Genomic DNA, 25,089 nt, shown 5'->3' with positions numbered 1-25,089 from the left:
TACACAGACTGTATGCGATTGCCAGAACCCTGGGGAAGCTGTGCTAAAGTCAGCGTCCTTTTCATCGACATTCGCGTGATATGACCGACTCCAGTCTCTCCGCAAGCCCATCGAGCTTGAAAATCTACTTCCGTTTGCTCGGCTATGTCCGACCGTATATCAGCCTGTTCCTGATCAGCATCGTCGGTTTTCTGATTTTCGCTTCGACACAGCCAATGCTGGGCTACATCCTCAAGTACTTCGTCGACGGTTTATCCAATCCTGAAGCGGCGCTGTTTCCAACAGTGCCCTACCTGCGCGACCTGCAACTGCTGCAGGCGGTGCCGTTGCTGATCATCCTGATCGCCGCATGGCAGGGGCTGGGGTCGTACCTGGGCAACTACTTCCTGGCCAAGGTTTCCCTGGGCCTGGTCCATGACTTGCGGGTCCAGCTGTTCAACAACCTGCTGGTGTTGCCAAACCGGTATTTCGACAAGCATAACTCGGGGCACCTGATTTCACGTATCACCTTCAACGTGACCATGGTCACGGGGGCGGCAACAGATGCGATCAAGGTCGTAATTCGTGAAGGCATGACGGTGGTCTTCCTGTTTGCCTCGCTGTTGTTTATGAATTGGCGCCTGACGCTGGTGATGGTCGCCATCCTGCCGCTGATTGCCATCATGGTGCGCACGGCCAGCAAGAAATTCCGCAAGCAGAGCAAGAAAATCCAGCTGGCCATGGGAGACGTGACGCACGTGGCGTCCGAAACGATCCAGGGCTATCGCGTGGTGCGCAGCTTCGGCGGTGAAAAGTACGAAGAGAAACGCTTCTTCGACGCCAGCCAGGGCAATACCGACAAGCAATTGCGCATGACCCGCACCGGCGCCATCTATACGCCGCTGCTGCAACTGGTGATCTACACCGCCATGGCCGTGCTGATGTTCCTGGTGCTGTTCCTGCGTGGCGATGCGTCCGCCGGCGACATGGTGGCCTACATCACCCTGGCCGGCCTGCTGCCCAAGCCGATTCGCCAGCTGTCCGAAGTGAGCTCGACCATCCAGAAAGGTGTGGCCGGTGCTGAAAGTATCTTCGAGCAACTGGATGTCGAGCCTGAAGTCGATACCGGCACCGTCGAGCGTGATGTCGTCAACGGCCGCCTGGACGTGCGCAACCTCAGCTTTACCTACCCTGACACCGAGCGTCAGGTGCTCAATGACATCAGCTTCTCGGTCGAGCCCGGGCAAATGGTGGCGCTGGTGGGGCGTTCGGGCAGCGGCAAGTCGACCCTGGCCAACCTGATTCCACGTTTCTATCACCACGACAAGGGCGAAATCCTCATCGATGGCGTCGAAGTGGAACAGTACAAGCTGTTGAACCTGCGTCGGCATATCGCCCAGGTGACTCAGCACGTGACTCTGTTCAGCGACACGGTGGCCAACAACATCGCCTATGGCGACCTGGCCGGGGCGCCCCGTGAAGACATCGAAAAAGCGGCGAAAGATGCCTACGCGATGGACTTCATTGCTCAACTGCCCGAAGGCCTGGATACCCAGGTCGGGGAAAACGGCGTGCTGTTGTCCGGTGGCCAGCGTCAGCGCCTGGCGATTGCCCGGGCGCTGTTGAAGAATGCCCCGCTGCTGATTCTCGACGAGGCGACTTCGGCACTCGACACCGAGTCCGAGCGGCATATCCAGGCTGCCCTGGATCAGGTCATGAAAGGTCGCACCACGCTGGTGATCGCTCACCGCTTGTCGACCATCGAGAAGGCCGACCTGATCCTGGTCATGGATCAGGGGAAAATCGTCGAGCGCGGCACCCACGAGCAACTGCTGGCGCAAAACGGCTACTACTCGCGCCTCAACGCGATGGGCCTCGACGCCCCGGCCGAAGACATCGCCTGACCCCGAAAGGGCGAGCCTGGCTCGCCCTTTCGCGCGGGTGTCGTTGCCTGACGGGTGTTTTTGCTCAAAAAATGAGCAAAAACACCCGGCAAATCATCCCGTTGCAGCCACCGCACAAGCCGACGCCAACCCTGTGTTAATATCGCGCCCCTGTTCATTCTGTATGTGGGTTGCACCATGAAGTTGTCCATGCCGCGATTCGATCAAGCCCCCGTCTTGGTGGTCGGCGATGTCATGCTCGACCGTTACTGGCATGGTGGTACCTCACGGATTTCCCCTGAGGCGCCGGTGCCGGTGGTCAAGGTCGATCACATCGAGGACCGTCCGGGTGGCGCTGCCAACGTTGCCTTGAACATTGCCGCCCTGGGGGCTCCGGCTTCGCTGGTCGGTGTAACCGGCGACGATGAAGCTGCAAATAGCCTGGTCAACAGCCTCAAGGGCGCTGGCGTGCGCGCCATCTTCCAGCGCATTGCGCACCAGCCGACCATCGTCAAGCTGCGGGTCATGAGTCGTCACCAGCAACTGCTGCGGATCGACTTCGAAGAACCCTTCGCCACCGACGCGCTGGCGCTGGCCGCGCAGGTCGACGAGTTGCTCGAAGGCATCAAGGTGCTGGTGCTGTCCGACTACGGCAAAGGCGCACTGAAAAATCACCAGGCGCTGATCCAGGCCGCCCGGGCCCGTGGCATTCCGGTGCTGGCCGATCCAAAGGGCAAGGACTTTTCGATCTACCGTGGCGCCAGCCTGATCACGCCGAACCTCAGCGAATTCGAAACCATCGTCGGTGGTTGCGCCGATGAACACGAGCTGGTCAACAAGGGCGCGCAGTTGATGCACGACCTGGACCTCGGTGCCTTGCTGGTGACCCGTGGCGAACACGGCATGACTTTGCTGCGTCCGGATCATCCGGCGCTGCACTTGCCGGCCCGTGCCCGTGAAGTGTTCGACGTGACCGGTGCCGGCGATACAGTGATTTCCACCCTGGCCGCGGCGATTGCCGCCGGTGAAGAGCTGCCTCATGCCGTGGCCCTGGCCAACCTGGCGGCCGGTATCGTGGTCGGCAAGCTCGGTACGGCGGCCATCAGTGCGCCGGAACTGCGTCGCGCGATTCAACGCGCGGAGGGTTCCGAACGCGGTGTGCTGGGTCTTGAGCAGCTGTTGCTGGCGGTCGATGATGCCCGCGCGCATAACGAACGGATTGTCTTCACCAACGGTTGCTTCGACATCCTGCATGCCGGCCACGTGACCTATCTGGAACAGGCGCGGGCCCAGGGCGATCGCCTGATCGTCGCGATCAACGACGACGCATCGGTCAGCCGCCTGAAAGGGCCGGGCCGTCCGATCAACAGTGTCGACCGGCGCATGGCGGTGCTGGCCGGGTTGGGCGCGGTGGACTGGGTCATCAGTTTCCCGGAAGGCACCCCGGAAAACCTGCTGAGCGCGATCAAGCCGGACGTGCTGGTCAAGGGTGGCGACTACGGAATCGACCAGGTGGTTGGCGCGGACATCGTGACGGCCTACGGCGGTACCGTGAAAGTGTTGGGGCTGGTGGAAAACAGCTCGACCACGGCGATTGTGGAGAAGATCCGCAAGTCCGAATGAAGCCGTAAAAGATCGCAGCCTGCGGCAGCTCCTACACAGGTATACACATAACCCTGTAGGAGCTGCCGCAGGCTGCGATCTTTTGCTTTTAAGAGCTGACCTTCTTGCGCGGTACAATCTTCTTCAGCAGCAGCTTGGCCTTCCCGCGCAACCGCGCCAAACCCGAATCCTTCCCCGGCGGGGTCAACCCCTGCTGCCTCACCCAGTCCTTCCAGCGGATTCGTTCATCGCGCACCAGCCAGCCTTCCTGTCGGGCAAAGCTTTCGGCCAGGTACAGGCCGCGGGTGCTGGCCGGGTGCAGTTGATCCTTTTTCAGGGTGTAGAGCTCAGCCATCGGGTGGCCGTCCTGCAAGGGCATCAAGTACAGGTCAGGGCGCTTGCGGTCGAGACGGGCGACGAGTTGATCGCCTTCGAGCCTTTCATCGACATGGAACAGACTCAGGGATTTGGCTTCCTTGGGAACGTCCAGGCGTAGGTCGTAAATCAGTTGCAGCGACGCCGTCGGCAAATGCACGTAAGCCCGCGGACGCTCCATCAGCGTCAGGTTGGCGCAACGCACCGGCCGAGCCGAGCCGGACAATGGCGACAAGCGAAACGGCAGGGCTTCGCGGTAATGCAGGGCGGCCGAGTAGGGCGCCGGCAGCCAGGTGTCATTGAACCGGCCACCGAGCCAGCCTTCCGGGGTTTCCAGCAGGCATTCTTCGGCAATCTCCTGGATCGCCGTGTGCAGGGGGAGGTTCAGTTCGTGGGCCGGCACGTAACCGGAAATCAGCTTGAGCACCACGTCGCCACGGTCCTGCCGACGCTGACGCACCAGCACCCAGTAGTCGCGATTCTGCCAATGCAGGGTCAGGCGCACCGAGACCCCGAGATTGGCCAGTTCCAGGGCAAATCGTTCGCTGTCGCCGACCGTGACCGGCCGACGACGTTGCAGTGTCTGGGAGAAATTCAGCGGCCTGCCGACGCTCTGGTAGCTCAGGCCTTCAGGAGTCGCTTCGACGAATAACGGCAGGGTCTTGAAGTTGCTCGGGTTCTTTCTGATGAGCGTGCGCGACATGTCGGCTCCTGCTTAAGGCCGCGTGAGCGGCGTCAGTGGCTACGTAGGACCTGGGCAACGGTCGCGACATTGTGGGCGAGGTGCAGCGGATTGATGGTCCCGACAATAGCACTGGCAACGCCCGGATGTTCAAACAGCAACTCGAAACTGGCGCGCACCGGGTCCACGCCAGGACTCAGGCATACGTGACCGCTGGCGAGGGCTTTCTTGACCAGAATGGCTTTGCCGTGTGCAGCAGCATAGTCAATGACGGCCTTCTCGTTTTGTTCGTTCAGATTGTAGGTGACCATCGCGCAGTCGCCTTGCTCCAGCGCTTTCAATCCGCCTTCGACGGTCTTGCCGGAAAACCCGAAGCCGCCAATCTTGCCTTCGGCCTTGAGTTCGGCGAGGGTTTCGTAGACTTCGCAGTCATTGAGGATCGCCAGGTCGTTGCCATCAGAGTGCACCAGCACCAGATCGATGAAGTCCGTTTCCAGGCGTTGCAGGCTGCGTTCTACCGACATGCGCGTGTGTGCCGCGCTGAAATCGTGACGGGACTGGCCGTCGGCAAATTCTTCACCCACCTTGCTGACAATCACCCAATCCTGACGCTGACCGCGCAGCAGCGGGCCGAGGCGTTCTTCGCTGCGGCCATAGGCCGGGGCCGTGTCGATCAGGTTGATGCCCAGGTCGCGGGCAAGCTTGAGCAGCATGCGCGCTTCATCGTCATCGGGTATCCGGAAGCCGCTGGGGTATTTCACGCCCTGGTCGCGGCCCAGTTTCACCGTGCCCAGGCCCAGAGGTGAAACCAGCAGGCCGCTGCTGCCCAGGGGGCGATGCAAGTCATGCAGGGTCGGTTGGCTCATGGCAACAGTTGCTCCCAGGCCGGTACGCCCATCGGTGGCTTCGGCAGTACAGGCAGCGCTGCCGGGTGGCCTGGCTGGATACCGTCGCGGGTCAGGCTGGCGATCACGCGGTCAGCGAAGTCCGGCGCCAGGGCGAGTTTGGTTGGCCAGCCCACCAGCAGCCGGCCTTCTTCTGCGAGAAACGCATTGTCGGGGCGGGTCAGGCCCGATTGCAGGGGTTCGGCGCGATCAACGCGCAGGGTGGCCCACTGCACCGTGCTCAAGTCGATCCACGGCAGCAACTGGCCGAGTTCTTTCTGTGCGGTGGCGATTTGCTCCGCAGGCTCACGGAGCACGCCTTCGCTTTCGGCGATGTCGCCACCCATGTACCAGACCCATTGACCGTCGGCGGCCGGGTGGGTGGTGACGGTAATGCGCGGTTTGGTGCCGCCGCCCAGGCAATGGGCGTACAGCGGTTTGAGGCTCGGCCCCTTGGCGATGATCATGTGCAGCGGTCGACGCTGCATCGCCGGCTCGCTGAGGCCCAATGCTTCGAGCAGCTGCGCCGTGCCCGCGCCGGCGCTCAAGACGATGCGCTGGGCGCGGATCTCGCGCTCATCGACGATCAGGCCGACCAGCTTGCCACCCTCCAGCAGCGGTTCGATCTTCTGCCCGGCGAGCAAGCCGTCACCGGCGAGGTCGGCCAGGCGCTGGATCAGGCTCGGCACATCGATCACCAGTTCCGCCAGGCGATAGACCTTGCCCTTGAAGCGCTTGTCCTGCAACGCGGGCGGCAACTGGTCGCCCTTGACCTGATCGACGCGACCGCGCACGGCCTTGCTGGCGAAGAAGCTGGTCAGGTTGCCGGCGAGGGTGCCAGGGGACCACAGGTAATGGGCTTCGGAGAGCAGGCGCACACCAGACAGGTCCAGCTCGCCGTCACCGGCCAGGGCTTCACGCCAGCGGCGCGGCATATCGGCGATGGCTTCCGAAGCGCCGGTCAGGGCGCCGTGCAATGCGTACTTGGCACCACCGTGGATAATGCCCTGGGACTTCACGGTCTGCCCGCCGCCGAGGCTGGCGCTTTCCACCAGCACGGTCGAAAAACCCTGGCGGCGCAGGCGCGCGTTCAGCCAGAGGCCGGCGACACCAGCGCCGACAATCAGAACGTCGGTGGAAATAACGGATGGCATGCAGCGACCTCTGTGTTCAAGACGAGGGCGCAGTATACAGAGCTGAGACGGGAAAAAAGATCGCAGCCTTCGGCAGCTCCTACAGGCGCACGCATTCCCCTGTAGGAGCTGCCGAAGGCTGCGATCTTTTCTTTCAATGACCCGCGGTTTTGGAAAAGAGTTGAATCACCACAACCCCGAGCACAATCAACGCCATCCCCAGCATCGCCGGCACATCCAGCTTCTGCCCGTAGATAAACAGCGCCGCGACGCTGACCATCACGATCCCCATGCCGGCCCACACGGCATACGCCACACCCACGGGAACGCTGCGCACCACCAGGGTCAGCATCCAGAAGGCAATGCCGTAGCCGAGGATGACCAGCACCAGTGGCAGCGGGGTGCTGAGGCCTTTGACGGCTTTCATCGAAACAGTGGCAATCACTTCGGCGCAGATGGCAATGGCCAGGTAGTAGTAAGCGGTCATGGGTCAATCCTCGTGTGAAGTGTTGCTCTCTGAGGTCGGCATTCTAGTGATTCGCCAGATGCGGTAAAGTCATTACCTATCTGTTTTGAAGATGGGTTGAGCCATGAGCATGCAATGGAATCTGGAGCAGTTGCGGTTGTTTGTCAGCGTAGCGGAGCAGCGATCGTTTTCTGCCGTGGCGCGGGATCAGCGCAAGGCGCAGTCGGCGGTCAGCAGTGCGATAGCGTTGCTGGAGGATGACCTTGGCGTCAGCCTGTTCGACCGCAGCAGCGGCCGTCAGCCGAAGCTCACTGAAGCCGGTACGGCTTTGCTGGACGAAGCACGGGAAGTGTTGCGTCAGTGTGAACGGCTCAATGGTCGGGCATTGGCGATGATGCGTGGCCAGGAGGCCCGACTGCGCGTGGCCCAGGATGAGGCGATGCCTTATCAGCCGATCATCGAAAGCTTCGAGGCCCTGGCGGAAAAATTCCCCAGCCTTGAAGTGCAACTGACCAGTGCCGCCCAGGGGGATGTCGCGCGCAAGCTGGTGGAGCGGCGCGCCGATCTGGGGTTGCTGTTCTTTCACGATCAGATTCCCGAGGCGCTTGAGCGTCGTGTGCTGGGCAGCGTGGAAATGGTCACGGTGTGCGGCAAGGATCATCCGTTGGCGGGCAAAGGCACGGTCGACGGCCAGCAATTGGCGCAGCATCGGCAGTTGCTGATGTCCACGGAGTCGAGCATTTATCCCGGCAGTGATCCCGCCAGCCCGCAAGTCTGGCGCGCCGACAGTTTCTATGTGATGGCCGAATGGCTGGTGCGGGGCCTCGGCTGGGCGTGGTTGCCGCGCCACGTGGTGCAATACCCGACCTATCAGAACCAGATGGTCGAACTGGTCAGCGAATGGACCCCGCCGGCCCTGGTGGTGGAGCTGGTTTGGCGCCGGGACGAGCCGCTCGGGCCGGCCGCGCGCTGGCTCGCCGAACGTTTTGCCGTGCACTTGCAGACGATTGGCGAAAAAAGCCGATAAACTCCGCCGCCATGAATAGAACTCTCTACACCGCGCTGTTTTATCTGGGGCTGCCATTGGTAGCGATTCGGCTTTGGCTGCGCGCGCGCAAGGCGCCGGCGTATGCCAGGCGCATCGGCGAGCGCTTCTCCTGCGGGATGCCGGCGATGAAACCGGGTGGCATCTGGGTGCATGCCGTGTCGGTGGGCGAAAGCATTGCTGCCGCGCCGATGATCCGCGCCCTGCTGGCGCGTTATCCGACTCTGCCGATCACCGTGACCTGCATGACGCCGACCGGCTCGGAACGCATCCTGGCCCTGTTTGCCAATGAGCCGCGCATCCAGCACTGCTATCTGCCTTACGATTTGCCGTGCGCCGCCCGGCGCTTCCTCGATCGGGTCCGGCCAAAACTGGCGGTGATCATGGAAACCGAGCTGTGGCCCAACCATATCCATCAATGTGCCAAACGCGGGATTCCCGTAGCGCTGGCCAATGCACGACTGTCCGAGCGTTCGGCCAGGGGCTATGGCCGCTTCCGTAAATTGACCCAACCGATGCTGGCCGAGATGAGCCTGTTCGCGGTGCAGACCGAGGCCGAAGCCCAGCGCTTCCGTGATCTGGGTGCGCGACCGGAAACCGTCGAGGTCACCGGTTCGATCAAGTTCGACCTGACCATCGACCCGCAACTGCTTGAGCGCGCCAGTCAGTTGCGCGGGCAATGGCAGGCGCTGGAGCGACCGGTGTGGATCGCGGCCAGTACCCATGACGGCGAAGACGAGGTCGTACTGGCGGCTCATCGTCAGTTGCTGGCCAGTCACCCCGATGCGTTGCTGATTCTGGTGCCGCGTCATCCGGAACGCTTCAATTCGGTGTACGGGTTGTGCCAGCAACAAGGGTTTGCCACCGTCCGGCGCTCCAGTGGCGACGCGGTCAGTGGCGATACTTCAGTGCTGCTGGGCGACACCATGGGCGAGTTGCTGTTTCTCTACGCCCTGGCTGACAGTGCTTTCGTCGGCGGCAGCCTGGTGCCGAATGGCGGGCATAACCTGCTGGAGCCGGCGGCCCTCGCCAAACCGGTGCTGAGCGGGCCGCATCTTTTCAACTTCCTCGAAATCGCTGCGCAGTTGCGCAGTGCCGGGGCGTTGCAGGAAGTGGAGGATGCCGAAGGGTTGGCGGTGGCGGTGCAGCGGCTGTTCGAACTGCCGCGTGATGCACAGCGCATGGCAGAGGCCGGGTTGAAGGTGATGCGCGCCAACCAGGGGGCGTTGCAGCGCTTGCTGGACGGGTTGGGGCGGTTGATCGAGCGGTAGACCGAGTCGTCTGGCAGAAAAAGATCGCAGCCTGCGGCAGCTCCTACAGCAGGCTGCGATCTTTTGCTTTATTGCTCCGGTCGCGCCTTCAACTGCTCCGCTGCCGCCTTGGCCAGATCCGGTGGCAGGAAATCCTTGTCCGGGTTGTAGTTGGGATTGAGCCAGCGTGCGAGGTTTTGCAGGTCCCCCGGATTCAACGTGCCGGCCTGTTGCTTCAGGCGCAGGTTGTCGAGGATGTAGTCGTAGCGGGTGTTGTTGTAGTCGCGCACCGAGTTGTAGAGCGAGCGCTGCGCATCCAGCACGTCGACGATGTTTCGCGTACCCACCTGATAGCCGATTTCAGTCGCTTCCACCGCACTCTGGTTGGAGATGATCGATTGCTTGCGCGCCTGTACCTGCTCGACATCGGTGTTCACCGCGCGGTGCAGGTCGCGGGTGTTTTCCACGATGCTGCGGCGCAGGGCTTCGCGTTGCTGCTCGGTCTGGTCCAGTTGTGCATACGACTGGCGCACCTGGGAGTTGATCAGGCCACCGCTGTAGATCGGGATGTTCAGTTGCAGGCCGACGGTGGTTTGATCGACGTCGCCACCGTACGCCTGGGGCAGGTTGTTCGGGTTGCTGAAGCCCAGTGCATCGTTGTCGCCTTTCTCGTACTTGGCGATCGCGTCAACCGTTGGCAAGTGCCCGGACTTGCGTTGCTTGAGGGTTTGCTCGGCGGCGCTGACGGCATAGTTGCTGGCCAACAGGTTGAGGTTTTGCCTGCCCGCGGTTTCGACCCAGGCCTTGGCGTCGTTCGGCACTGGCGGCAGGATCGGCAGGTTATGGCTGATGCCCCAGATCGAGTTGTACTGACGGTTGGTCAGGGTGATCAATGCTTCAAAGGCGTCGTCCACCTGGCGCTGCGCAACGATGCGGTTGGCGCGTGCGGTGTCGTAGCTGGCCTGTGAGTTCAACACGTCGGTCTTGTCCGAGAGGCCGACATCGAAACGCTCATTGGATTGATCGAGCTGGCGCTTGAACGCCGCTTCTTCGGCCTTGGTCGAGGCCAGGTTGTCCTGGGTGCGCAGCACGTTGAAATAGCTGTCGGCGGTTTGCAGGATCAGGTTCTGCTCGGTCGCCGAGAGTTGCAGGGCGGCCTGTTCGTTGACTTCCTTGGCGGCCTGGAACTGGAACCAGCGGTCGGCCCGGAACAGCGGCTGCGCCAAAGTGGCCTGGTAGGAATGAGCATCCCGGTTGGTCGTGCCCGAAGGTTGATCGAGCGAGGTACGCACCTCGGAAACATTCGCGCCGCCCGAGAGGTTCGGCAACAGCCCGGCGCGGGCCTGGGGCACGACTTCCTTCTGCGCGCCGTACTGGGCGATGGCGGCCGCCAGATCGGCGTTGTTGTTGACGGCTTCCTGATAAACGCTGACAAGGTCCGTCTTGTTCGATAAGGGCGCATCTGCTGCCCAGACCAATCCGTTGGACGCACAAGACACGGCAAGGGCCAGTGAGAGTTTGCGCAGCATAGACGATCCCTAGAATTGATATTACAAAGGTAATTTGAGCGCCAAGGCTAAGGCCCTGCTTCGACAGCGTCAATGCGCGGCTCAGCGTAGCGAGTGTAGTTGCGCATTGGGGTGGCAACAATCCTGATACTGCGTGTTAATACGCCATTCATCATGGTATTTGCCGGGGGGTTGGCGTTCTTTGTCAGTTGTGTCTAGACTGGCCGGGTTCTTGTCGGGGTGCCTTGCTATGAGGCTGAGATCGAATAATTTCGGATCCCGTTGAACCTGATCAGGTTAGCGCCTGCGTAGGGAACAAGATTTCTCGTCACCCGGCGAGTCCTCTTGTGCTTCGTCCGGGAAATTGTTCGACAATCGAACGCTCCCCGTGTGACGACGCACAGCACCAGTCCTGGTGCGTCCGTGCCTTTCAGGTTCTGCTCCGACAATCCACTGCCTGGATGCTGTCTGGAGAGCCCGTGATGACCATAAAAGCAAAAAACGCGATCAACCTCAGTGAGTCGGCCAAGGTCGATGAGCAGTCGGTTCAACCCTTTACCCGTTCGCAAAAAATCTACGTCCAGGGCTCTCGTCCGGACATCCGCGTGCCAATGCGCGAAATCACCCTGGACGTGACGCCGACTGACTTCGGTGGCGAAATCAACGCCCCGGTGACTGTCTACGATACCTCGGGTCCCTACACCGATCCCAACGTGGTGATTGACGTGCGTAAAGGCCTGGGCGACGTGCGTTCGGCGTGGATCGACGACCGTGGTGACACCGAACGCCTGAGTGGCCTGAGCTCGAACTTCGGTCAGGAGCGCCTTGCCGATCCTGAGCTGACCAAACTGCGCTTTGCCCACGTGAACAACCCGCGCCGCGCCAAGGCCGGGGCCAACGTCAGCCAGATGCACTACGCGCGCAAAGGCATCATCACCGCCGAGATGGAATACGTCGCCATCCGCGAAAACATGAAGCTGCAAGAGGCCCGCGCCGCCGGCCTGTTGAAGCAACAGCACGCCGGCCACAGCTTCGGCGCGAGCATCCCGAAAGAAATCACCCCTGAATTCGTCCGCGAAGAAATCGCCCGCGGCCGCGCGATCATCCCGGCCAACATCAACCACACCGAACTGGAACCGATGATCATCGGCCGTAACTTCCTGGTGAAGATCAACGGCAACATCGGCAACAGCGCCCTGGGTTCGTCCATCGAAGAAGAAGTGGCGAAACTGACCTGGGGCATTCGCTGGGGTTCGGACACGGTCATGGACCTGTCCACCGGCAAGCACATCCACGAAACCCGTGAGTGGATCATCCGCAACTCGCCGGTGCCGATCGGTACAGTGCCGATCTACCAGGCGCTGGAGAAGGTCAACGGTGTGGCCGAAGACCTGACCTGGGAGCTGTTCCGCGACACGCTGATCGAACAGGCCGAGCAGGGCGTCGACTACTTCACCATCCACGCCGGCGTGTTGCTGCGCTACGTGCCGATGACCGCCAAGCGCGTGACCGGCATCGTGTCCCGTGGCGGTTCGATCATGGCCAAGTGGTGCCTGGCGCACCACAAAGAGAACTTCCTCTACACCCATTTCGACGAAATCTGCGAAATCATGAAGGCCTACGACGTCAGCTTCTCGCTGGGCGACGGCCTGCGTCCGGGCTCGATTGCCGACGCCAACGACGAAGCGCAGTTCGGCGAACTGGAAACCCTCGGCGAGCTGACCAAGATTGCCTGGAAACACGACGTGCAGTGCATGATCGAAGGTCCGGGCCACGTGCCGATGCAGTTGATCAAGGAGAACATGGACAAGCAGCTGGAGTGCTGCGACGAGGCGCCGTTCTACACCCTCGGTCCGTTGACCACCGACATCGCGCCGGGCTACGACCACATCACCTCGGGCATCGGCGCGGCAATGATCGGCTGGTTCGGTTGCGCCATGCTCTGCTATGTGACGCCGAAGGAGCACCTGGGGCTGCCGAACAAGGATGACGTGAAGACCGGGATCATCACCTACAAGATCGCCGCGCACGCCGCCGATCTGGCGAAGGGGCACCCGGGCGCACAGATCCGCGACAATGCCTTGAGCAAGGCGCGTTTCGAGTTCCGCTGGGAAGACCAGTTCAACCTGGGCCTCGATCCGGACACCGCGCGTTCGTATCATGACGAAACCCTGCCGAAGGATTCGGCCAAGGTCGCGCACTTCTGCTCGATGTGCGGGCCGAAGTTCTGCTCGATGAAAATCACCCAGGAAGTCCGCGAGTATGCGGCCAACCAACGGATCGAAGCGGTCGACGTGGACGTCGCCCAGGGCATGGCCGAACAGGCCGAGCGCTTCAAGCAGGAAGGCAGTCAGCTGTACAAGAAAGTTTGATCTGACCTGGGATTGACGGTGCCTTTGGTGCCGTCTTCGCGAGCAAGCCCGCTCCCACATTTGACCTGTGTACGCAGGACCAATGTGGGAGCGGGCTTGCTCGCGAAAGCGCCAGTTCAGACACCGAAACTCCCAAAAACAAAATGTGTCCCTCTGAGATAACACCCTTGAGCATTCAACCCAGCACTTACTCCCCCGACATCGCGGTGCCAACCGACAAACGTGTGTTCGGCGGTCGCGATCTGTTTTCCCTGTGGTTCTCCCTCGGCATCGGCCTGATGGTGTTGCAGACCGGCGCGTTGCTCGCGCCGGGCCTGGGCCTGTCTGGTTCGTTGCTGGCGATTTTCCTCGGCACCCTGGTCGGCGTTCTGCTGTTGGCGGCGGTCGGGGTGATTGGCAGTGACACCGGCCTGTCGTCGATGGCCGCGCTCAAACTCAGCCTCGGTGCCAAGGGGGCGAGCCTGCCGGCGGTGCTGAACCTGCTGCAACTGATCGGTTGGGGTTCGTTCGAAATCATTGTCATGCGCGATGCCGCCAGCCTGTTGGGCGCGAAGGCCTTCAGCGAAGGCAGCCTGCTGTCGAATCCGCTGCTCTGGACCCTGTTCTTCGGCGCCCTGGCGACCCTGTTGGCGGTCAGTGGCCCGCTGACGTTCGTCCGGCAGATCCTGCGCAAGTGGGGCATCTGGCTGCTGCTGGCCGCGTGCATCTGGCTGACCTGGAACCTGTTCGCCAAGGCTGACCTGGCAGCATTGTGGGCCCAGGCCGGTGATGGTTCGATGCCGTTTGCCGTGGGTTTCGACATCGCCATTGCCATGCCGCTTTCCTGGCTGCCGCTGATCGCCGACTACTCGCGGTTCGGCAAACGGGCGAAAAACGTCTTCGGTGGCACGGCCATCGGATTCTTCATCGGTAACTTCTGGCTGATGAGCCTGGGCGTGGCCTACACCCTGGCATTCGCGCCGAGCGGTGAAGTCAATGCCTTGCTGCTGGCGCTGGCCGGGGCCGGCCTGGGGATTCCGCTGCTGCTGATTCTTCTGGATGAGTCGGAAAACGCCTTTGCCGATATTCACTCGGCGGCGGTGTCCAGCGGGATTCTGTTGCGTGCCAAAGTCGAGCATCTGGCCCTGGCCATCGGCGTTATCTGCACGCTGATTGCCCTGCTGGCGCCATTGGCCCAGTACCAGAACTTCCTGCTGCTGATCGGCTCGGTGTTTGCGCCATTGTTCGGCGTGGTACTGGTGGACCACTTCATCCTGCGCAAGCGCAGTGGCCAGGTGGCTTCAGCCGCTTTGCGCTGGCCTGCGCTGCTGGCCTGGCTGGGTGGGATCAGCACTTACCATCTGCTCGCCAACCTGTATCCGGACGTGGGTGCAACCCTGCCGGCGCTGGTCCTGGCAGGGTTGCTGCAGCTGGTGCTGGGCCGGGCCTTCAGTTACGGCCGGGAAACAGCTCGGGCTTGATGATGCCGTTCAGGCGAGGGTAGGGGATCTTCAGTTCGACATGGCCCAGCGCGTAAGGCGCAATGGTGCTGGTTTCGTACTTGAGGATCACCCCGCCGTAGGTCAGCGCCACGTTCTGGGTTTTCTGGAACGGCCAGCTCTTCACGAACTCCGGTTCCTGATCGAGCTTGGTGCTGATCAGCCAGCTGTTGTGCGCCACTTGCGCGGCTTTCCAGAACGCGTCTTCCTGCCCCGGCACCAACATGTCGGACAACGTCAACACTTTATGCTGCTGGCGCGAGTAGTTGATGAAACCCCGCCCCGGCGTGCCATGGGCTCCGCCGGTGTCCAGGTAGCTGGATAATTCGATGATCACCAAGCCGTCATGCTGCTCACGTACCTTTGCTTGCAGATAGCTGCTGTTGCGCGGGCCGGCGGTGCGCAGGAACTCTTCGCGATAGGCCGCGAGGGTCGGTGCCACCGGCGCGTCGGGTGAGGTGCGGGTCATCTGCAGCAGGCGCTTTTCGATGATGCCGTCCAGTGCAGGCTCGTCCGGAAAGTGCAGGGTGTCGATGTTGACCAGCGGGCAATCCGGGTTGCTGCAACCGGGCTTGAGTTGCTCGGAAGCGTCGCGGGTGGTTTCCAGCGGCGTCCGGTAATTGGGCTGGAACAGGCTCGCGCAAGCGCCCAGGGTCAGGGCGATGGCGGCCACGGAGGCGATTTTGAAAAGCGACATGGGCGTCCTTTCTGAAACAGGGGAAGGCAAAAAGTTACCGGCTTCGACTCTCAACAAAGCAATCAGTTCGCCACTAAGCTAATTAGAGAGGGTTTCGCCTTCACCGTCCATCCCACTGACGGGAAAGGGGCTGCATCAAACATCGCGGGCGCGTTAGGATGGCGCGAAGTCGAGGCCCAGGAAGAAGGAGCCTCGTTCAGGATTCGCAGTCACGAGGATTGTCATGACGGATTTTGCCAACGCCATTCCGACCGCCGTTGATATCGTGCGGCGCGAAAAATGCTACGAGGGCTTCTACAAGCTCGAACGCGTGCACTTGCGCCACGAATTGTTCGCCGGGGGCATGAGCCGTGAGATCAATCGTGAAGTGTTCGTTCGCCATGATGCGGTCTGCATGTTGCCTTACGATCCGCAGCGCGATGAAGTGGTGCTGATCGAGCAGTTTCGCGTCGGCGCCATGGGCAAGGCCGACAACCCGTGGCTGATCGAACTGGTCGCTGGTCTGATCGACAAGGATGAAGTGCCGGAAGCAGTTGCTCACCGCGAAGCGCAGGAGGAAGCTGGGCTGGAAATCGGGGCGCTCTGGCCGATGCTCAAATATTTTCCATCGCCGGGCGGCAGTAACGAGTTCGTGCATTTGTACCTGGGGCGTTGTGACACTACCGGGGTTGGCGGCCTGCATGGGCTGGAGGAAGAGGCAGAAGACATCCGCGTCACGGTCTGGGCTTTCGAAGATGCCCTGCAAGCCGTGCGCGACGGGCGTATTGCCAACGCGGCGAGCATCATTGCCTTGCAATGGCTGGCTTTGAACCGCGTTGAAGTGAGGGGGTTATGGTCGTAAACAAGCTGCGCGATCGCTATCGGGTAGATCTGGTGGGGCTGCAAGCGTCCTGCGAGGCGAACTACGCGCGCTTGATGCGACTGCTGCCGGACATGCGCAGCGAGCCTGCCGCGCGGCGCATCGCCGTGACCCATGGCGACCAGATGCTCGGCGTGCTGGCCCTGGAGGTATTGCTGACCTGTCCTTACACCACGACCCTGCAAGTACGGCAGGAGCACAGCCTGCCGTGGCTGCCGGTGCCGCAACTGGAAGTGCAGGTCTATCACGACGCGCGCATGGCCGAAGTGGTCAGCGCCGAACATGCACGACGCTTTCGCGGCATCTATCCTTACCCGAACGCCTCGATGCACCAGCCGGACGAAAAAGCCCAGCTGAACATGTTTCTGGGCGAATGGCTGAGCCATTGCCTGGCGCTGGGGCATGAGTACGAAGTCGTACGTTAACCGTGAAGCGCAGTTGTGAACTGCGTCAGGTTCACGGATTTCCCCTTTCGATCGTCCCCCAGCATAATTGCGGCACTTACCCATCCCCGTGATCACGCCCTGGGAGAACGCCTTGCCGAGCGTATCCACATTGACCACCGCCGATCCGGCGTTGCTGGTGCAACTCTCCGACAGCCATCTGTTTGCCGAAGCGGACGGTGCGTTGCTGGGCATGAATACCTGCGACAGCCTGCAAAAGGTCATCGAACTGGTGCGCACGCAACAGCCGCAGATCGATTTGATCCTGGCCACGGGTGATCTGTCCCAGGACGGGACGCTGGCGTCCTACCGACAATTTCGTGAGATGACGCGCCAGCTCGATGCGCCGGCACGCTGGATTCCCGGCAATCACGACGAGCCGCAGATCATGGCCGAGGCGGCGGTGCAGAGCGCTTTGCTCGAGCCGGTGGTGGATATCGGCAACTGGCGGGTCACGATGCTCGATTCGGCGGTGCCGGGCTCGGTGCCGGGATATTTGCAGGATGAACAGCTGCAGTTGCTCGCCCGCTCGCTGAGCGAAGCACCGGAACGCCATCATCTGGTGTGCTTCCACCATCACCCGGTGTCCATCGGTTGTGCCTGGATGGAACCGATTGGCTTGCGCAATCCCGAGGCGCTGTTCGCCGTGCTGGACCGTTTCGAACAGGTGCGCGCGGTGTTGTGGGGGCATGTGCACCAGGAAATCGATCAGAAGCGCAATGGCGTGCGATTGATCGCCTCGCCCTCGACCTGCATCCAGTTCGAGCCGGGCAGCGAGGATTTCAAGGTCGGGGAACAGGCACCGGGGTATCGCTGGTTGCGACTGCTGCCCGATGGGGGGCTGGAAACCGGTGTGGAGCGTGTCACCGGGTTTGATTTCACTGTGGATTACGGTTCCAACGGCTACTGATAAATCCCTTGTAGGAGCTGTCGAGTGCAACGAGGCTGCGATCTCTTGATCTTAAAAAATCAAAATCAAAAGATCGCAGCCTGCGGCAGCTCCTACAGGGATCGCATTTCATCGGCACCCAACGCGCCCGAGTCCCTGTAAACTCCGACTCTTTAGCCGACGCACAGGGAACTCAAATGTCCGGTTCGATCCTTTATATCCACGGCTTCAACAGCTCGCCGTTGTCGAAGAAGGCCTGCCAGTTGGTCGAGGTGATGGAACGTCTGGGCCTGAGCGAACAGCTGCGCGTTCCGGCATTGCACCACCACCCGCGCCAGGCTATCGAGCAGCTGGAGCAGGCGATCGCCGAACTGGGGCGGCCACTGCTGGTCGGCAGCTCCCTCGGCGGCTACTATGCCACTCACCTGGCCGAGCGCCATGGCTTGAAAGCCCTGTTGATCAACCCTGCCGTCAGCCCGCACCGGATGTTCGACGGCTATCTGGGGACGCAGAAAAACCTGTATACCGAAGAGGCCTGGGAATTGACCCACGACCACGTGACGGCCCTGGCCGAGCTGGAAGTGCCGGCACCCCGGGATCCGCAGCGTTATCAGGTATGGTTGCAGACAGCTGACGAAACGTTGGACTATCGTCTCGCCCAGCAGTATTACCGGGCATGCGCCTTGCGTATCCAGGCCGGTGGCGACCACAGTTTCCAGGGTTTTGCCACGCGACTGCCGGCCATGTTGAGTTTTGCCGGCATCGGCGCCGATTTGTATCAGGCAATCGATTTCAGCGCATTGTGAGCGATAGCCCCATGAATTCTTTTTTCACCGAACACTGACGACGAGACCCCATGGCCACTCCCAGCGCTAGCTCTTATAACGCCGACGCCATCGAAGTCCTCTCGGGCCTCGACCCGGTGCGCAAACGCCCCGGCATGTACACCGACACCAGTCGGCCGAACCACCTTGCCCAGGAAGTCATCGACAACAGTGTCGACGAAGCCCTGGCCGGGCATGCCTCATCGGTACAGGTGATCCTGCATGCCGACCATTCCCTGGAAGTCAGCGATGACGGCCGTGGCATGCCGGTGGACATTCACCCTGAGGAAGGCGTTTCGGGCGTCGAGTTGATCCTCACCAAGCTTCATGCTGGTGGCAAGTTTTCCAACAAGAACTACCAGTTCTCCGGCGGTTTGCACGGGGTGGGTATTTCCGTGGTCAACGCCTTGTCCACCGAAGTGCGGGTGCGGGTCAAGCGTGACGGCAACGAGTACCAGATGACCTTCAAGGATGGCTACAAGGCTACCGAACTGGAGATCGTCGGCACTGTCGGCAAACGCAACACCGGCACCAGTGTGTTCTTCGCACCGGATCCGAAATACTTCGACTCCCCGAAATTCTCCATCAGCCGCCTCAAGCACGTGCTCAAGGCCAAGGCCGTGTTGTGCCCGGGGCTGCTGGTCAGCTTTGAAGACAAGGCCACCGGCGAAAAAGTCGAATGGCATTACGAAGACGGCCTGCGTTCCTATCTGGTGGACGCGGTCAGCGAATTCGAGCGCCTCCCGGACGAGCCGTTCTGCGGCAGCCTGGCCGGTAATAAGGAAGCGGTGGATTGGGCGCTGCTGTGGCTGCCCGAAGGTGGCGACGCGGTACAGGAAAGCTACGTCAACCTGATCCCGACCGCCCAGGGCGGTACCCACGTCAATGGCCTGCGCCAAGGCCTGCTCGACGCCATGCGCGAGTTCTGCGAATTCCGCAGCCTGTTGCCGCGCGGTGTGAAGCTGGCGCCGGAAGACGTCTGGGAACGCATTGCCTTCGTACTGTCGATGAAAATGCAGGAGCCGCAATTCTCCGGCCAGACCAAGGAGCGCCTGTCGTCCCGTGAAGCGGCGGCGTTCGTCTCCGGTGTGGTCAAGGATGCGTTCAGCCTGTGGCTCAACGCTCACCCGGAAACCGGCATGCTGCTGGCGGAACTGGCGATCAACAACGCCGGCCGTCGCCTCAAGGCCAGCAAGAAGGTCGAGCGTAAACGCATTACCCAGGGCCCGGCGCTGCCGGGCAAGCTGGCCGACTGCGCCGGGCAGGACCCGATGCGTTCCGAGCTGTTCCTGGTGGAAGGTGATTCCGCCGGCGGCTCGGCCAAGCAGGCGCGGGACAAAGAATTCCAGGCGATCCTGCCGTTGCGCGGCAAGATCCTCAACACCTGGGAAGTCGACGGCAGCGAAGTTCTGGCCAGTCAGGAAGTGCACAACATCGCCGTGGCGATCGGTGTCGATCCGGGCGCTGCCGACATGAGCCAGCTGCGCTACGGCAAGATCTGCATCCTCGCCGACGCCGACTCCGACGGTCTGCACATCGCGACCTTGCTGTGCGCCTTGTTCGTCCAGCACTTCCGCCCGCTGGTGGATGCCGGTCACGTCTATGTGGCCATGCCACCGCTGTACCGCATCGACCTGGGCAAGGAAATCTACTACGCCCTGGATGAAGCCGAACGCGACGGCATCCTCGATCGTCTGGTGGCCGAGAAGAAACGCGGCAAACCACAGGTCACCCGATTCAAGGGGCTGGGTGAAATGAACCCGCCGCAGCTACGTGAAACCACCATGGACCCGAACACTCGGCGTCTGGTGCAGTTGACCCTGGAAGATTTCGAGGCGACCTCGGAAATGATGGACATGCTGCTGGCGAAGAAACGCGCCGGTGATCGCAAGACCTGGCTGGAGTCCAAGGGCAACCTGGCCGAGGTTCTGGGCTGATGCGTCTGGGCTTTGCCCTGGCCTGTGCGTTGCTGCTGACGTCGATTACGGCATCTGCCGAGCCGGCGCCACAGCTGCGCCTGTTGTCCGGGCATGTCGTCGACAGTATGCGCGGCGGCAACCTGTCCGGGCTGGCGCAGTGCGGCAATGACCTGTGGGCAGTTTCCGACCGCGACGATGACCAGATCTATCGCCTCGATACCCGCGGACCTGCCTGGCAGGCCGAAGCGGTGCACATTGACGTGCCGCCGGTGCCCGACAGCGGCTTGCCCTGGGGGTTGAAGTCTAGTGTCTGGGGGGCTTCGTTCGTGCGTGGCGGCGATCTGGACTTCGAAGGCATCACCTGCGACAGCGCCGGCAATCGCTACATCGTCAGCGAAGGGCATGCCGCTGTCTTGCAAGTGCCGCCAACGGGGCCTGCTACCTGGTTGAAAATTTCGCCGATGATGGTTCGCGAGGCGCGGGCCAGAGGTCTGCTGCTGCAATTCAATGCGCTGTTCGAAGGGCTGGCGATCAATCCGGCGGGCGATCAGATGTGGCTCGCCGCCGAGCGTCAAGGTCGCGGGCTGCTGATGGTCAAGCGCAAACAGACGTTGTGGGATTGCGACGGTGGCTGCGTGCTGCTGAGCGAGGCGGGCATGGAAATGCAACCCGAGCAGTTTCCCCACGCCAAAGCTGTCTCGCAGGATTTCTCTGACCTGTCGCTGTTCAACGGCAAGCTGTTCACCCTTGAACGCAACGCCTATCAGATTTGTCGCCGGGATCCGCAGACGGCCAGGGTCGAGCGCTGCTGGTCGTACGCCGCCGAGTTATTGCAGGAAAACCGTCGTTATCCACAGAACTACGGGTTGGAAGAGGCGTTGATCGTGGATGCCGATGGCGCCTGGATTGGCGTTGACAACAATTTTGGCGCACGTGTCGATGGCGAAGTGCGTCCGGTGGTCTGGCGTTTCGCTGCGCCGGAAGGTGGCTGGAGTGCCAAGCCATGAGCCGACAAACGCCGGGGCAGCGCATCGGTCGGGTGTTCATGGTGCTGGCCTGGTGCGCAGCGCTGTTTCTGGCGACGCGTTTTTTCGGCCAGTGGGAAGCACGACAGCAAAATCCGAACGTGGTGGTCAGCTCGGAGCAGGGCGAAGGTTTCATCGAGGTGAAACTGGTCAGCAATGTGCAGGGGCATTTCGTTGCCAGCGGTCAGATCAACGGCCAGCCGGTGGACTTCATGCTCGATACCGGGGCGACCGATGTGTCGATTCCGGCGGACCTGGCCAAGCGTTTGAAGCTCGAAGAAGGATTCGGCGTGACCCTGAGTACGGCCAATGGCCTGAGCCAGGGCTATCGCACCCGTATTGAACGCCTCCAACTGGGCGACATCGTGCTGCGGGATGTGCGCGCACTGGTGGCTCCGGGGCTGCACGGCGATCAGGTGCTGCTCGGCATGAGCGCACTGAACAAACTTGAATTTACCCAGCGCGGTGGCACCATGCTGCTGCGCCAGACAACGAACCGATGAGGCCCGCATGAGCGACTCCCTTGATCTCAGCCTGGACGGTGTAGAACGCCGGTCATTGGCTGACTTCACCGAAAATGCCTACCTCAACTACTCCATGTACGTGATCATGGACCGTGCCCTGCCGCATATCGGCGACGGTCTGAAACCGGTACAGCGGCGTATCGTCTACGCCATGAGCGAGCTGGGGCTGGACGCCGATTCCAAGCACAAGAAATCGGCGCGTACCGTCGGTGACGTGCTCGGTAAATTCCACCCCCACGGCGACTCGGCCTGCTACGAAGCCATGGTCCTGATGGCCCAGCCGTTCAGCTATCGCTACACGCTGGTCGACGGCCAGGGCAACTGGGGTGCGCCGGATGATCCCAAGTCCTTCGCCGCCATGCGTTACACCGAAGCGCGGCTGTCGCGTTATTCCGAAGTGCTACTCAGTGAGCTGGGCCAGGGCACGGCGGACTGGGGGCCGAACTTCGACGGCACGCTGGACGAGCCGCTGGTCCTGCCGGCCCGTTTGCCGAACATCCTGCTCAACGGCACCACCGGCATCGCCGTGGGCATGGCCACCGACGTGCCGCCGCACAACCTGCGCGAAGTCGCCACGGCGTGCGTGCGTTTGCTCGATGAGCCCAAGGCTACGGTCGAACAGCTCTGCGAACATATCCAGGGCCCGGATTACCCGACCGAAGCGGAAATCATCACCCCGCGCGCCGACCTGCTGAAAATCTACGAAACCGGTCGCGGCTCGGTGCGCATGCGCGCCGTGTATCACATCGAAGACGGCGACATCATCGTCACCGCGTTGCCGCATCAGGTCTCGGGCGCCAAGGTGCTGGAGCAGATCGCTGCGATGATGCAGGCCAAACCGTCCAAGGCCCCGCAAATCGCCGACCTGCGCGACGAATCCGACCATGAAAACCCGTGCCGGATCGTGATCATTCCGGGGGCGCGCAAGAACTTCGACCACGATGCGCTGATGCAGCACCTGTTCGCCAGCACCGAGCTGGAGTCGAGCTACCGGGTCAACATCAACATCATCGGCCTGGACGGCAAGCCGCAGCTGAAAAACCTGCGCGCGTTGCTGGTCGAATGGCTGGAGTTCCGGGTGCAGACCGTGCGTCGTCGCCTGCAATTCCGCCTCGACAAGGTCGAGCGTCGCCTGCACCTGTTGGACGGTTTGCTGATTGCCTACCTCAATCTGGATGAAGTGATCCACATCATCCGTACCGAGGAGCATCCACGGGCCAAACTGATCGAACGCTTCGCCCTGAGCGAGATCCAGGCCGACTACATCCTCGATACCCGTTTGCGTCAGTTGGCGCGACTGGAAGAAATGAAACTGCGTGCCGAGCAGGATGAACTGCTCAAGGAACAAGCCAAGCTGCAAGCCCTGCTGAGCAGCGAAGCCAAGTTGAAGAAACTGGTGCGCACCGAGCTGATCAAGGACGCCGAAACCTACGGTGACGACCGCCGGTCGCCTATCGTCGAGCGCGCCGAAGCCAAGGCCCTGACCGAGCACGATCTGCTGCCGAACGAGAAAGTGACGGTCGTACTGTCGGAAAAAGGCTGGATTCGTTCCGCCAAAGGCCACGAGATCGATGCCACCGGGCTTTCCTACAAGGCCGGGGACGGTTTCAAGGCGCTCGCCGCCGGGCGCTCCAACCAGTTTGCCGTGTTAATCGACTCCACCGGCCGCAGTTACTCGGTGGCCGCCCACACCTTGCCGTCGGCCCGTGGCCAGGGCGAACCGCTGACCGGCCGCCTGACGCCGCCGCCAGGTGCGAGTTTCGAATGCGTGCTGATGCCCGAAGACGACGCGTTGTACGTGATTGCCTCCGACGCCGGCTACGGTTTCGTGGTCAAGGGCGAGGACCTGCAAGCCAAGAACAAGGCGGGCAAGGCCCTGTTGAGCCTGCCGAACAACGCCAAGGTCATGCTGCCGCGCCCTGTGGCCGATCGTGAGCAGAACTGGCTGGCATCGGTGACGACCGAAGGTCGCCTGTTGATCTTCAAGATCAGCGACCTGCCACAATTAGGGAAAGGCAAAGGCAACAAGATCATCGGGATTCCCGGTGAGCGAGTGGCCAGTCGCGAAGAGTATGTGACGGACATCGCCGTATTGCCGGACGGTGCAACACTGGTGTTGCAGGCCGGGAAACGTACCTTGTCACTGAAAGCGGACGACCTCGAACACTACAAGGGTGAACGTGGCCGTCGCGGCAACAAGCTGCCGCGTGGCTTCCAGCGGGTAGATGCGCTGCTCGTCGAAAACCTCAATTAGGCGACTTAGAAGCGCCGAACTACGAATTAACCCGTAGTTCGGCGCTTTGCGCTGGAGTCGGAACGAATATTCACGGATGATATGGCCTTTCAAGCGCCGGCACTGCCGCGCGTTCTTCATATTTGTTGAGTATTTTCACTGTGATCAGCCTTTTAGCGATCACCTGGATGGGACGATGACTGCTCTGCGCCTTCCTTTTATTCTTATGCTCGCCGGCATTCTTGGCCTGGCGGGTTGCAGCGTTCACCAACCGGTGTCGTTGTATCAGCTGGACGCTGGAACCCCGGTTCAGCCTGCACAGAACGCGGGCATGGCGGTATTGTTGGGCCCGGTTACCGTGGCCGACTACCTGCAGCGCGAAACCCTGTTGCAGCGTCAGCCGGATGGCAGCTTGCAAGCATCGACCGACGGTCGTTGGGCCGGTAGCCTTTCGTCGGATATCGATCAGTTGCTGCTGCGTCAGGTCGCAGGTCACCTGGACAGCCAGCGCGTCGTGCTGGCCCCGGCAACATTGGGCTTCACCCCGGACGTTCAGGTGCTGCTGACCATCACGCGCCTGGATTCGGGTGCAAAGCAACCGGCGATCCTCGATGCCCAATGGCGCCTGATCGACCGTCGCGGGCAGGTCCGCGACAACCGCATCATCCATTTGCAGGAACAGCATGCCGGTAGTACGGCGGCTCAGGTACAGGCGCAGGGCGTGTTGCTGCAACGCCTGGCCGAGCAATTGTCGGTGGCGCTCAAGCCGCTGGCCAATCAGCCGCCGATCGCCGAAGCCCCGCGTAAAGCGCCAGCCAAGGCGCCAGCACCTGCGGTAGAACAGGAAAAGCAGCCGAAGATCCCGATGGCTGCGCCTATTCGTACGGATATGGAAGTGTTTCGCTTCTAAGCTTCGACTCAAGCTGTTCCCCCAATAAAGCCCGCCTTGTGCGGGCTTTATTGTTTCTGCCGGCTGGGGATATCTGGCGTCAGTTCCGGCCTCTTCGCTGGCAAGCCAG

At 61.6% G+C, this 25,089-nt stretch carries 21 protein-coding genes and 1 riboswitch; of the genes, 15 read left to right on the top strand and 6 right to left on the bottom strand.

The window, feature by feature from the left end:
• The first annotated feature begins 80 nt into the window (after window positions 1-80).
• Window positions 81-1,883 carry a lipid A export permease/ATP-binding protein MsbA gene (gene msbA, locus C9422_RS11345; protein WP_116580727.1) on the top strand — a complete coding sequence of 601 codons (1,803 nt, stop codon included), beginning with the start codon at window positions 81-83 and terminating at the stop codon, window positions 1,881-1,883.
• A gap of 177 nt (window positions 1,884-2,060) precedes the next feature.
• Complete coding sequence (gene hldE, locus C9422_RS11335) at window positions 2,061-3,485, top strand: bifunctional D-glycero-beta-D-manno-heptose-7-phosphate kinase/D-glycero-beta-D-manno-heptose 1-phosphate adenylyltransferase HldE (protein ID WP_116580725.1); 1,425 nt, start codon at window positions 2,061-2,063, stop codon at window positions 3,483-3,485.
• An 88-nt stretch (window positions 3,486-3,573) separates the two neighbouring features.
• On the opposite strand, the gene C9422_RS11330 is transcribed toward hldE, so the two are convergent.
• The 4 genes from C9422_RS11330 to C9422_RS11315 form a co-directional block, all read right to left on the bottom strand.
• Window positions 3,574-4,542, bottom strand: coding sequence for a hypothetical protein (locus tag C9422_RS11330; protein ID WP_007977441.1), 969 nt, complete (start codon window positions 4,540-4,542; stop codon window positions 3,574-3,576).
• 32 nt (window positions 4,543-4,574) lie between these two features.
• Window positions 4,575-5,387, bottom strand: a complete 813-nt coding sequence (locus C9422_RS11325; protein ID WP_007977442.1) for an aldo/keto reductase — start codon at window positions 5,385-5,387, stop codon at window positions 4,575-4,577.
• Window positions 5,384-6,559 (bottom strand): FAD-binding oxidoreductase, encoded by a 1,176-nt coding sequence (locus C9422_RS11320; protein WP_116580724.1) that lies wholly within the window; start codon window positions 6,557-6,559, stop codon window positions 5,384-5,386. The genes C9422_RS11325 and C9422_RS11320 overlap by 4 nt, the downstream gene beginning before the upstream one ends.
• Window positions 6,560-6,692: 133 nt before the next feature.
• The gene (locus C9422_RS11315) at window positions 6,693-7,025 is read right to left on the bottom strand and encodes a multidrug efflux SMR transporter (protein ID WP_007977444.1); all 333 of its coding nucleotides are present in this window, start codon (window positions 7,023-7,025) and stop codon (window positions 6,693-6,695) included.
• Window positions 7,026-7,128: 103 nt separating this feature from the next.
• On the opposite strand from C9422_RS11315, the gene C9422_RS11310 reads away from it, so the two are divergent.
• Window positions 7,129-8,031, top strand: coding sequence for a LysR family transcriptional regulator (locus C9422_RS11310; protein WP_015093203.1), 903 nt, complete (start codon window positions 7,129-7,131; stop codon window positions 8,029-8,031).
• An 11-nt stretch (window positions 8,032-8,042) separates the two neighbouring features.
• Window positions 8,043-9,320 carry a lipid IV(A) 3-deoxy-D-manno-octulosonic acid transferase gene (gene waaA / locus C9422_RS11305; protein WP_116580723.1) on the top strand — a complete coding sequence of 426 codons (1,278 nt, stop codon included), beginning with the start codon at window positions 8,043-8,045 and terminating at the stop codon, window positions 9,318-9,320.
• Between the two features lie 68 nt (window positions 9,321-9,388).
• Here waaA and C9422_RS11300 read toward each other — a convergent pair whose 3' ends face one another.
• Window positions 9,389-10,828 (bottom strand): TolC family outer membrane protein, encoded by a 1,440-nt coding sequence (locus C9422_RS11300; protein WP_116580722.1) that lies wholly within the window; start codon window positions 10,826-10,828, stop codon window positions 9,389-9,391.
• Between the two features lie 205 nt (window positions 10,829-11,033).
• Window positions 11,034-11,139: riboswitch (TPP riboswitch) on the top strand.
• Window positions 11,140-11,289: 150 nt separating this feature from the next.
• Here C9422_RS11300 and thiC point away from each other — a divergent pair.
• Together thiC and cytX are read left to right on the top strand one after the other, a co-directional pair.
• Entirely contained in the window at window positions 11,290-13,179 is a 1,890-nt protein-coding gene (gene thiC / locus C9422_RS11295; protein WP_015093206.1) for a phosphomethylpyrimidine synthase ThiC, read from the top strand.
• Window positions 13,180-13,346: 167 nt separating this feature from the next.
• Window positions 13,347-14,639, top strand: coding sequence for a putative hydroxymethylpyrimidine transporter CytX (gene cytX, locus C9422_RS11285; RefSeq protein ID WP_007977456.1), 1,293 nt, complete (start codon window positions 13,347-13,349; stop codon window positions 14,637-14,639).
• Here cytX and C9422_RS11280 read toward each other — a convergent pair.
• On the bottom strand, window positions 14,608-15,354 hold the full coding sequence (locus tag C9422_RS11280) for an RsiV family protein (protein ID WP_116580721.1): 747 nt from the start codon (window positions 15,352-15,354) through the stop codon (window positions 14,608-14,610). The two genes, cytX and C9422_RS11280, sit on opposite strands and share 32 nt — an antisense overlap.
• A 223-nt stretch (window positions 15,355-15,577) precedes the next feature.
• Between C9422_RS11280 and C9422_RS11275 the strand changes: the two genes are divergently transcribed.
• The 9 genes from C9422_RS11275 (at window position 15,578) to C9422_RS11235 (ending at window position 24,980) form a co-directional block, all read left to right on the top strand.
• Window positions 15,578-16,195, top strand: a complete 618-nt coding sequence (locus C9422_RS11275; protein WP_007977460.1) for an NUDIX domain-containing protein — start codon at window positions 15,578-15,580, stop codon at window positions 16,193-16,195.
• Complete coding sequence (locus C9422_RS11270) at window positions 16,186-16,638, top strand: DUF1249 domain-containing protein (protein ID WP_007977461.1); 453 nt, start codon at window positions 16,186-16,188, stop codon at window positions 16,636-16,638. Before C9422_RS11275 ends, C9422_RS11270 begins: the two co-directional genes overlap by 10 nt.
• 112 nt (window positions 16,639-16,750) lie before the next feature.
• On the top strand, window positions 16,751-17,566 hold the full coding sequence (cpdA, locus tag C9422_RS11265) for a 3',5'-cyclic-AMP phosphodiesterase (protein ID WP_116580720.1): 816 nt from the start codon (window positions 16,751-16,753) through the stop codon (window positions 17,564-17,566).
• A gap of 176 nt (window positions 17,567-17,742) precedes the next feature.
• Window positions 17,743-18,351: a YqiA/YcfP family alpha/beta fold hydrolase gene (locus C9422_RS11260; protein WP_007977463.1), complete on the top strand. Its 609-nt coding sequence runs from the start codon at window positions 17,743-17,745 to the stop codon at window positions 18,349-18,351.
• A 50-nt stretch (window positions 18,352-18,401) separates the two neighbouring features.
• Window positions 18,402-20,306, top strand: coding sequence for a DNA topoisomerase IV subunit B (gene parE / locus C9422_RS11255; protein ID WP_007977465.1), 1,905 nt, complete (start codon window positions 18,402-18,404; stop codon window positions 20,304-20,306).
• Window positions 20,306-21,295: an esterase-like activity of phytase family protein gene (locus tag C9422_RS11250; RefSeq protein WP_116580719.1), complete on the top strand. Its 990-nt coding sequence runs from the start codon at window positions 20,306-20,308 to the stop codon at window positions 21,293-21,295. Before parE ends, C9422_RS11250 begins: the two co-directional genes overlap by 1 nt.
• The gene (locus tag C9422_RS11245) at window positions 21,292-21,816 is read left to right on the top strand and encodes a TIGR02281 family clan AA aspartic protease (RefSeq protein ID WP_007977469.1); all 525 of its coding nucleotides are present in this window, start codon (window positions 21,292-21,294) and stop codon (window positions 21,814-21,816) included. Before C9422_RS11250 ends, C9422_RS11245 begins: the two co-directional genes overlap by 4 nt.
• Window positions 21,817-21,823: 7 nt before the next feature.
• The gene (gene parC / locus C9422_RS11240; protein ID WP_116580718.1) at window positions 21,824-24,091 is read left to right on the top strand and encodes a DNA topoisomerase IV subunit A; all 2,268 of its coding nucleotides are present in this window, start codon (window positions 21,824-21,826) and stop codon (window positions 24,089-24,091) included.
• A 175-nt stretch (window positions 24,092-24,266) separates the two neighbouring features.
• The gene (locus C9422_RS11235; protein WP_116580717.1) at window positions 24,267-24,980 is read left to right on the top strand and encodes a membrane integrity-associated transporter subunit PqiC; all 714 of its coding nucleotides are present in this window, start codon (window positions 24,267-24,269) and stop codon (window positions 24,978-24,980) included.
• Window positions 24,981-25,089: the final 109 nt, after the last annotated feature.

The sequence above is a fragment of the Pseudomonas sp. B1(2018) genome (assembly GCF_003097365.1).
Classification (GTDB): domain Bacteria; phylum Pseudomonadota; class Gammaproteobacteria; order Pseudomonadales; family Pseudomonadaceae; genus Aquipseudomonas; species Aquipseudomonas laurylsulfatiphila.
Note: the sequence above shows the minus strand (reverse complement) of the source record. Positions and strands in the feature narration are given on the sequence as shown.

Excerpts from the sequence above, each read along its gene's own strand:
- C9422_RS11270 (WP_007977461.1), top strand. The coding sequence starts at position 16,186 with ATGGTCGTAAACAAGCTGCGCGATCGCTATCGGGTAGATCTGGTGGGG.
- msbA (WP_116580727.1), top strand. The coding sequence starts at position 81 with ATGACCGACTCCAGTCTCTCCGCAAGCCCATCGAGCTTGAAAATCTAC.
- C9422_RS11300 (WP_116580722.1), bottom strand. The coding sequence starts at position 10,828 with ATGCTGCGCAAACTCTCACTGGCCCTTGCCGTGTCTTGTGCGTCCAAC.
- parC (WP_116580718.1), top strand. The coding sequence starts at position 21,824 with ATGAGCGACTCCCTTGATCTCAGCCTGGACGGTGTAGAACGCCGGTCA.
- C9422_RS11315 (WP_007977444.1), bottom strand. The coding sequence starts at position 7,025 with ATGACCGCTTACTACTACCTGGCCATTGCCATCTGCGCCGAAGTGATT.
- C9422_RS11245 (WP_007977469.1), top strand. The coding sequence starts at position 21,292 with ATGAGCCGACAAACGCCGGGGCAGCGCATCGGTCGGGTGTTCATGGTG.
- C9422_RS11235 (WP_116580717.1), top strand. The coding sequence starts at position 24,267 with ATGACTGCTCTGCGCCTTCCTTTTATTCTTATGCTCGCCGGCATTCTT.
- waaA (WP_116580723.1), top strand. The coding sequence starts at position 8,043 with ATGAATAGAACTCTCTACACCGCGCTGTTTTATCTGGGGCTGCCATTG.
- thiC (WP_015093206.1), top strand. The coding sequence starts at position 11,290 with ATGACCATAAAAGCAAAAAACGCGATCAACCTCAGTGAGTCGGCCAAG.
- C9422_RS11275 (WP_007977460.1), top strand. The coding sequence starts at position 15,578 with ATGACGGATTTTGCCAACGCCATTCCGACCGCCGTTGATATCGTGCGG.
- C9422_RS11280 (WP_116580721.1), bottom strand. The coding sequence starts at position 15,354 with ATGTCGCTTTTCAAAATCGCCTCCGTGGCCGCCATCGCCCTGACCCTG.
- C9422_RS11250 (WP_116580719.1), top strand. The coding sequence starts at position 20,306 with ATGCGTCTGGGCTTTGCCCTGGCCTGTGCGTTGCTGCTGACGTCGATT.
- C9422_RS11330 (WP_007977441.1), bottom strand. The coding sequence starts at position 4,542 with ATGTCGCGCACGCTCATCAGAAAGAACCCGAGCAACTTCAAGACCCTG.
- C9422_RS11320 (WP_116580724.1), bottom strand. The coding sequence starts at position 6,559 with ATGCCATCCGTTATTTCCACCGACGTTCTGATTGTCGGCGCTGGTGTC.
- C9422_RS11325 (WP_007977442.1), bottom strand. The coding sequence starts at position 5,387 with ATGAGCCAACCGACCCTGCATGACTTGCATCGCCCCCTGGGCAGCAGC.
- C9422_RS11310 (WP_015093203.1), top strand. The coding sequence starts at position 7,129 with ATGAGCATGCAATGGAATCTGGAGCAGTTGCGGTTGTTTGTCAGCGTA.
- hldE (WP_116580725.1), top strand. The coding sequence starts at position 2,061 with ATGAAGTTGTCCATGCCGCGATTCGATCAAGCCCCCGTCTTGGTGGTC.
- parE (WP_007977465.1), top strand. The coding sequence starts at position 18,402 with ATGGCCACTCCCAGCGCTAGCTCTTATAACGCCGACGCCATCGAAGTC.
- C9422_RS11260 (WP_007977463.1), top strand. The coding sequence starts at position 17,743 with ATGTCCGGTTCGATCCTTTATATCCACGGCTTCAACAGCTCGCCGTTG.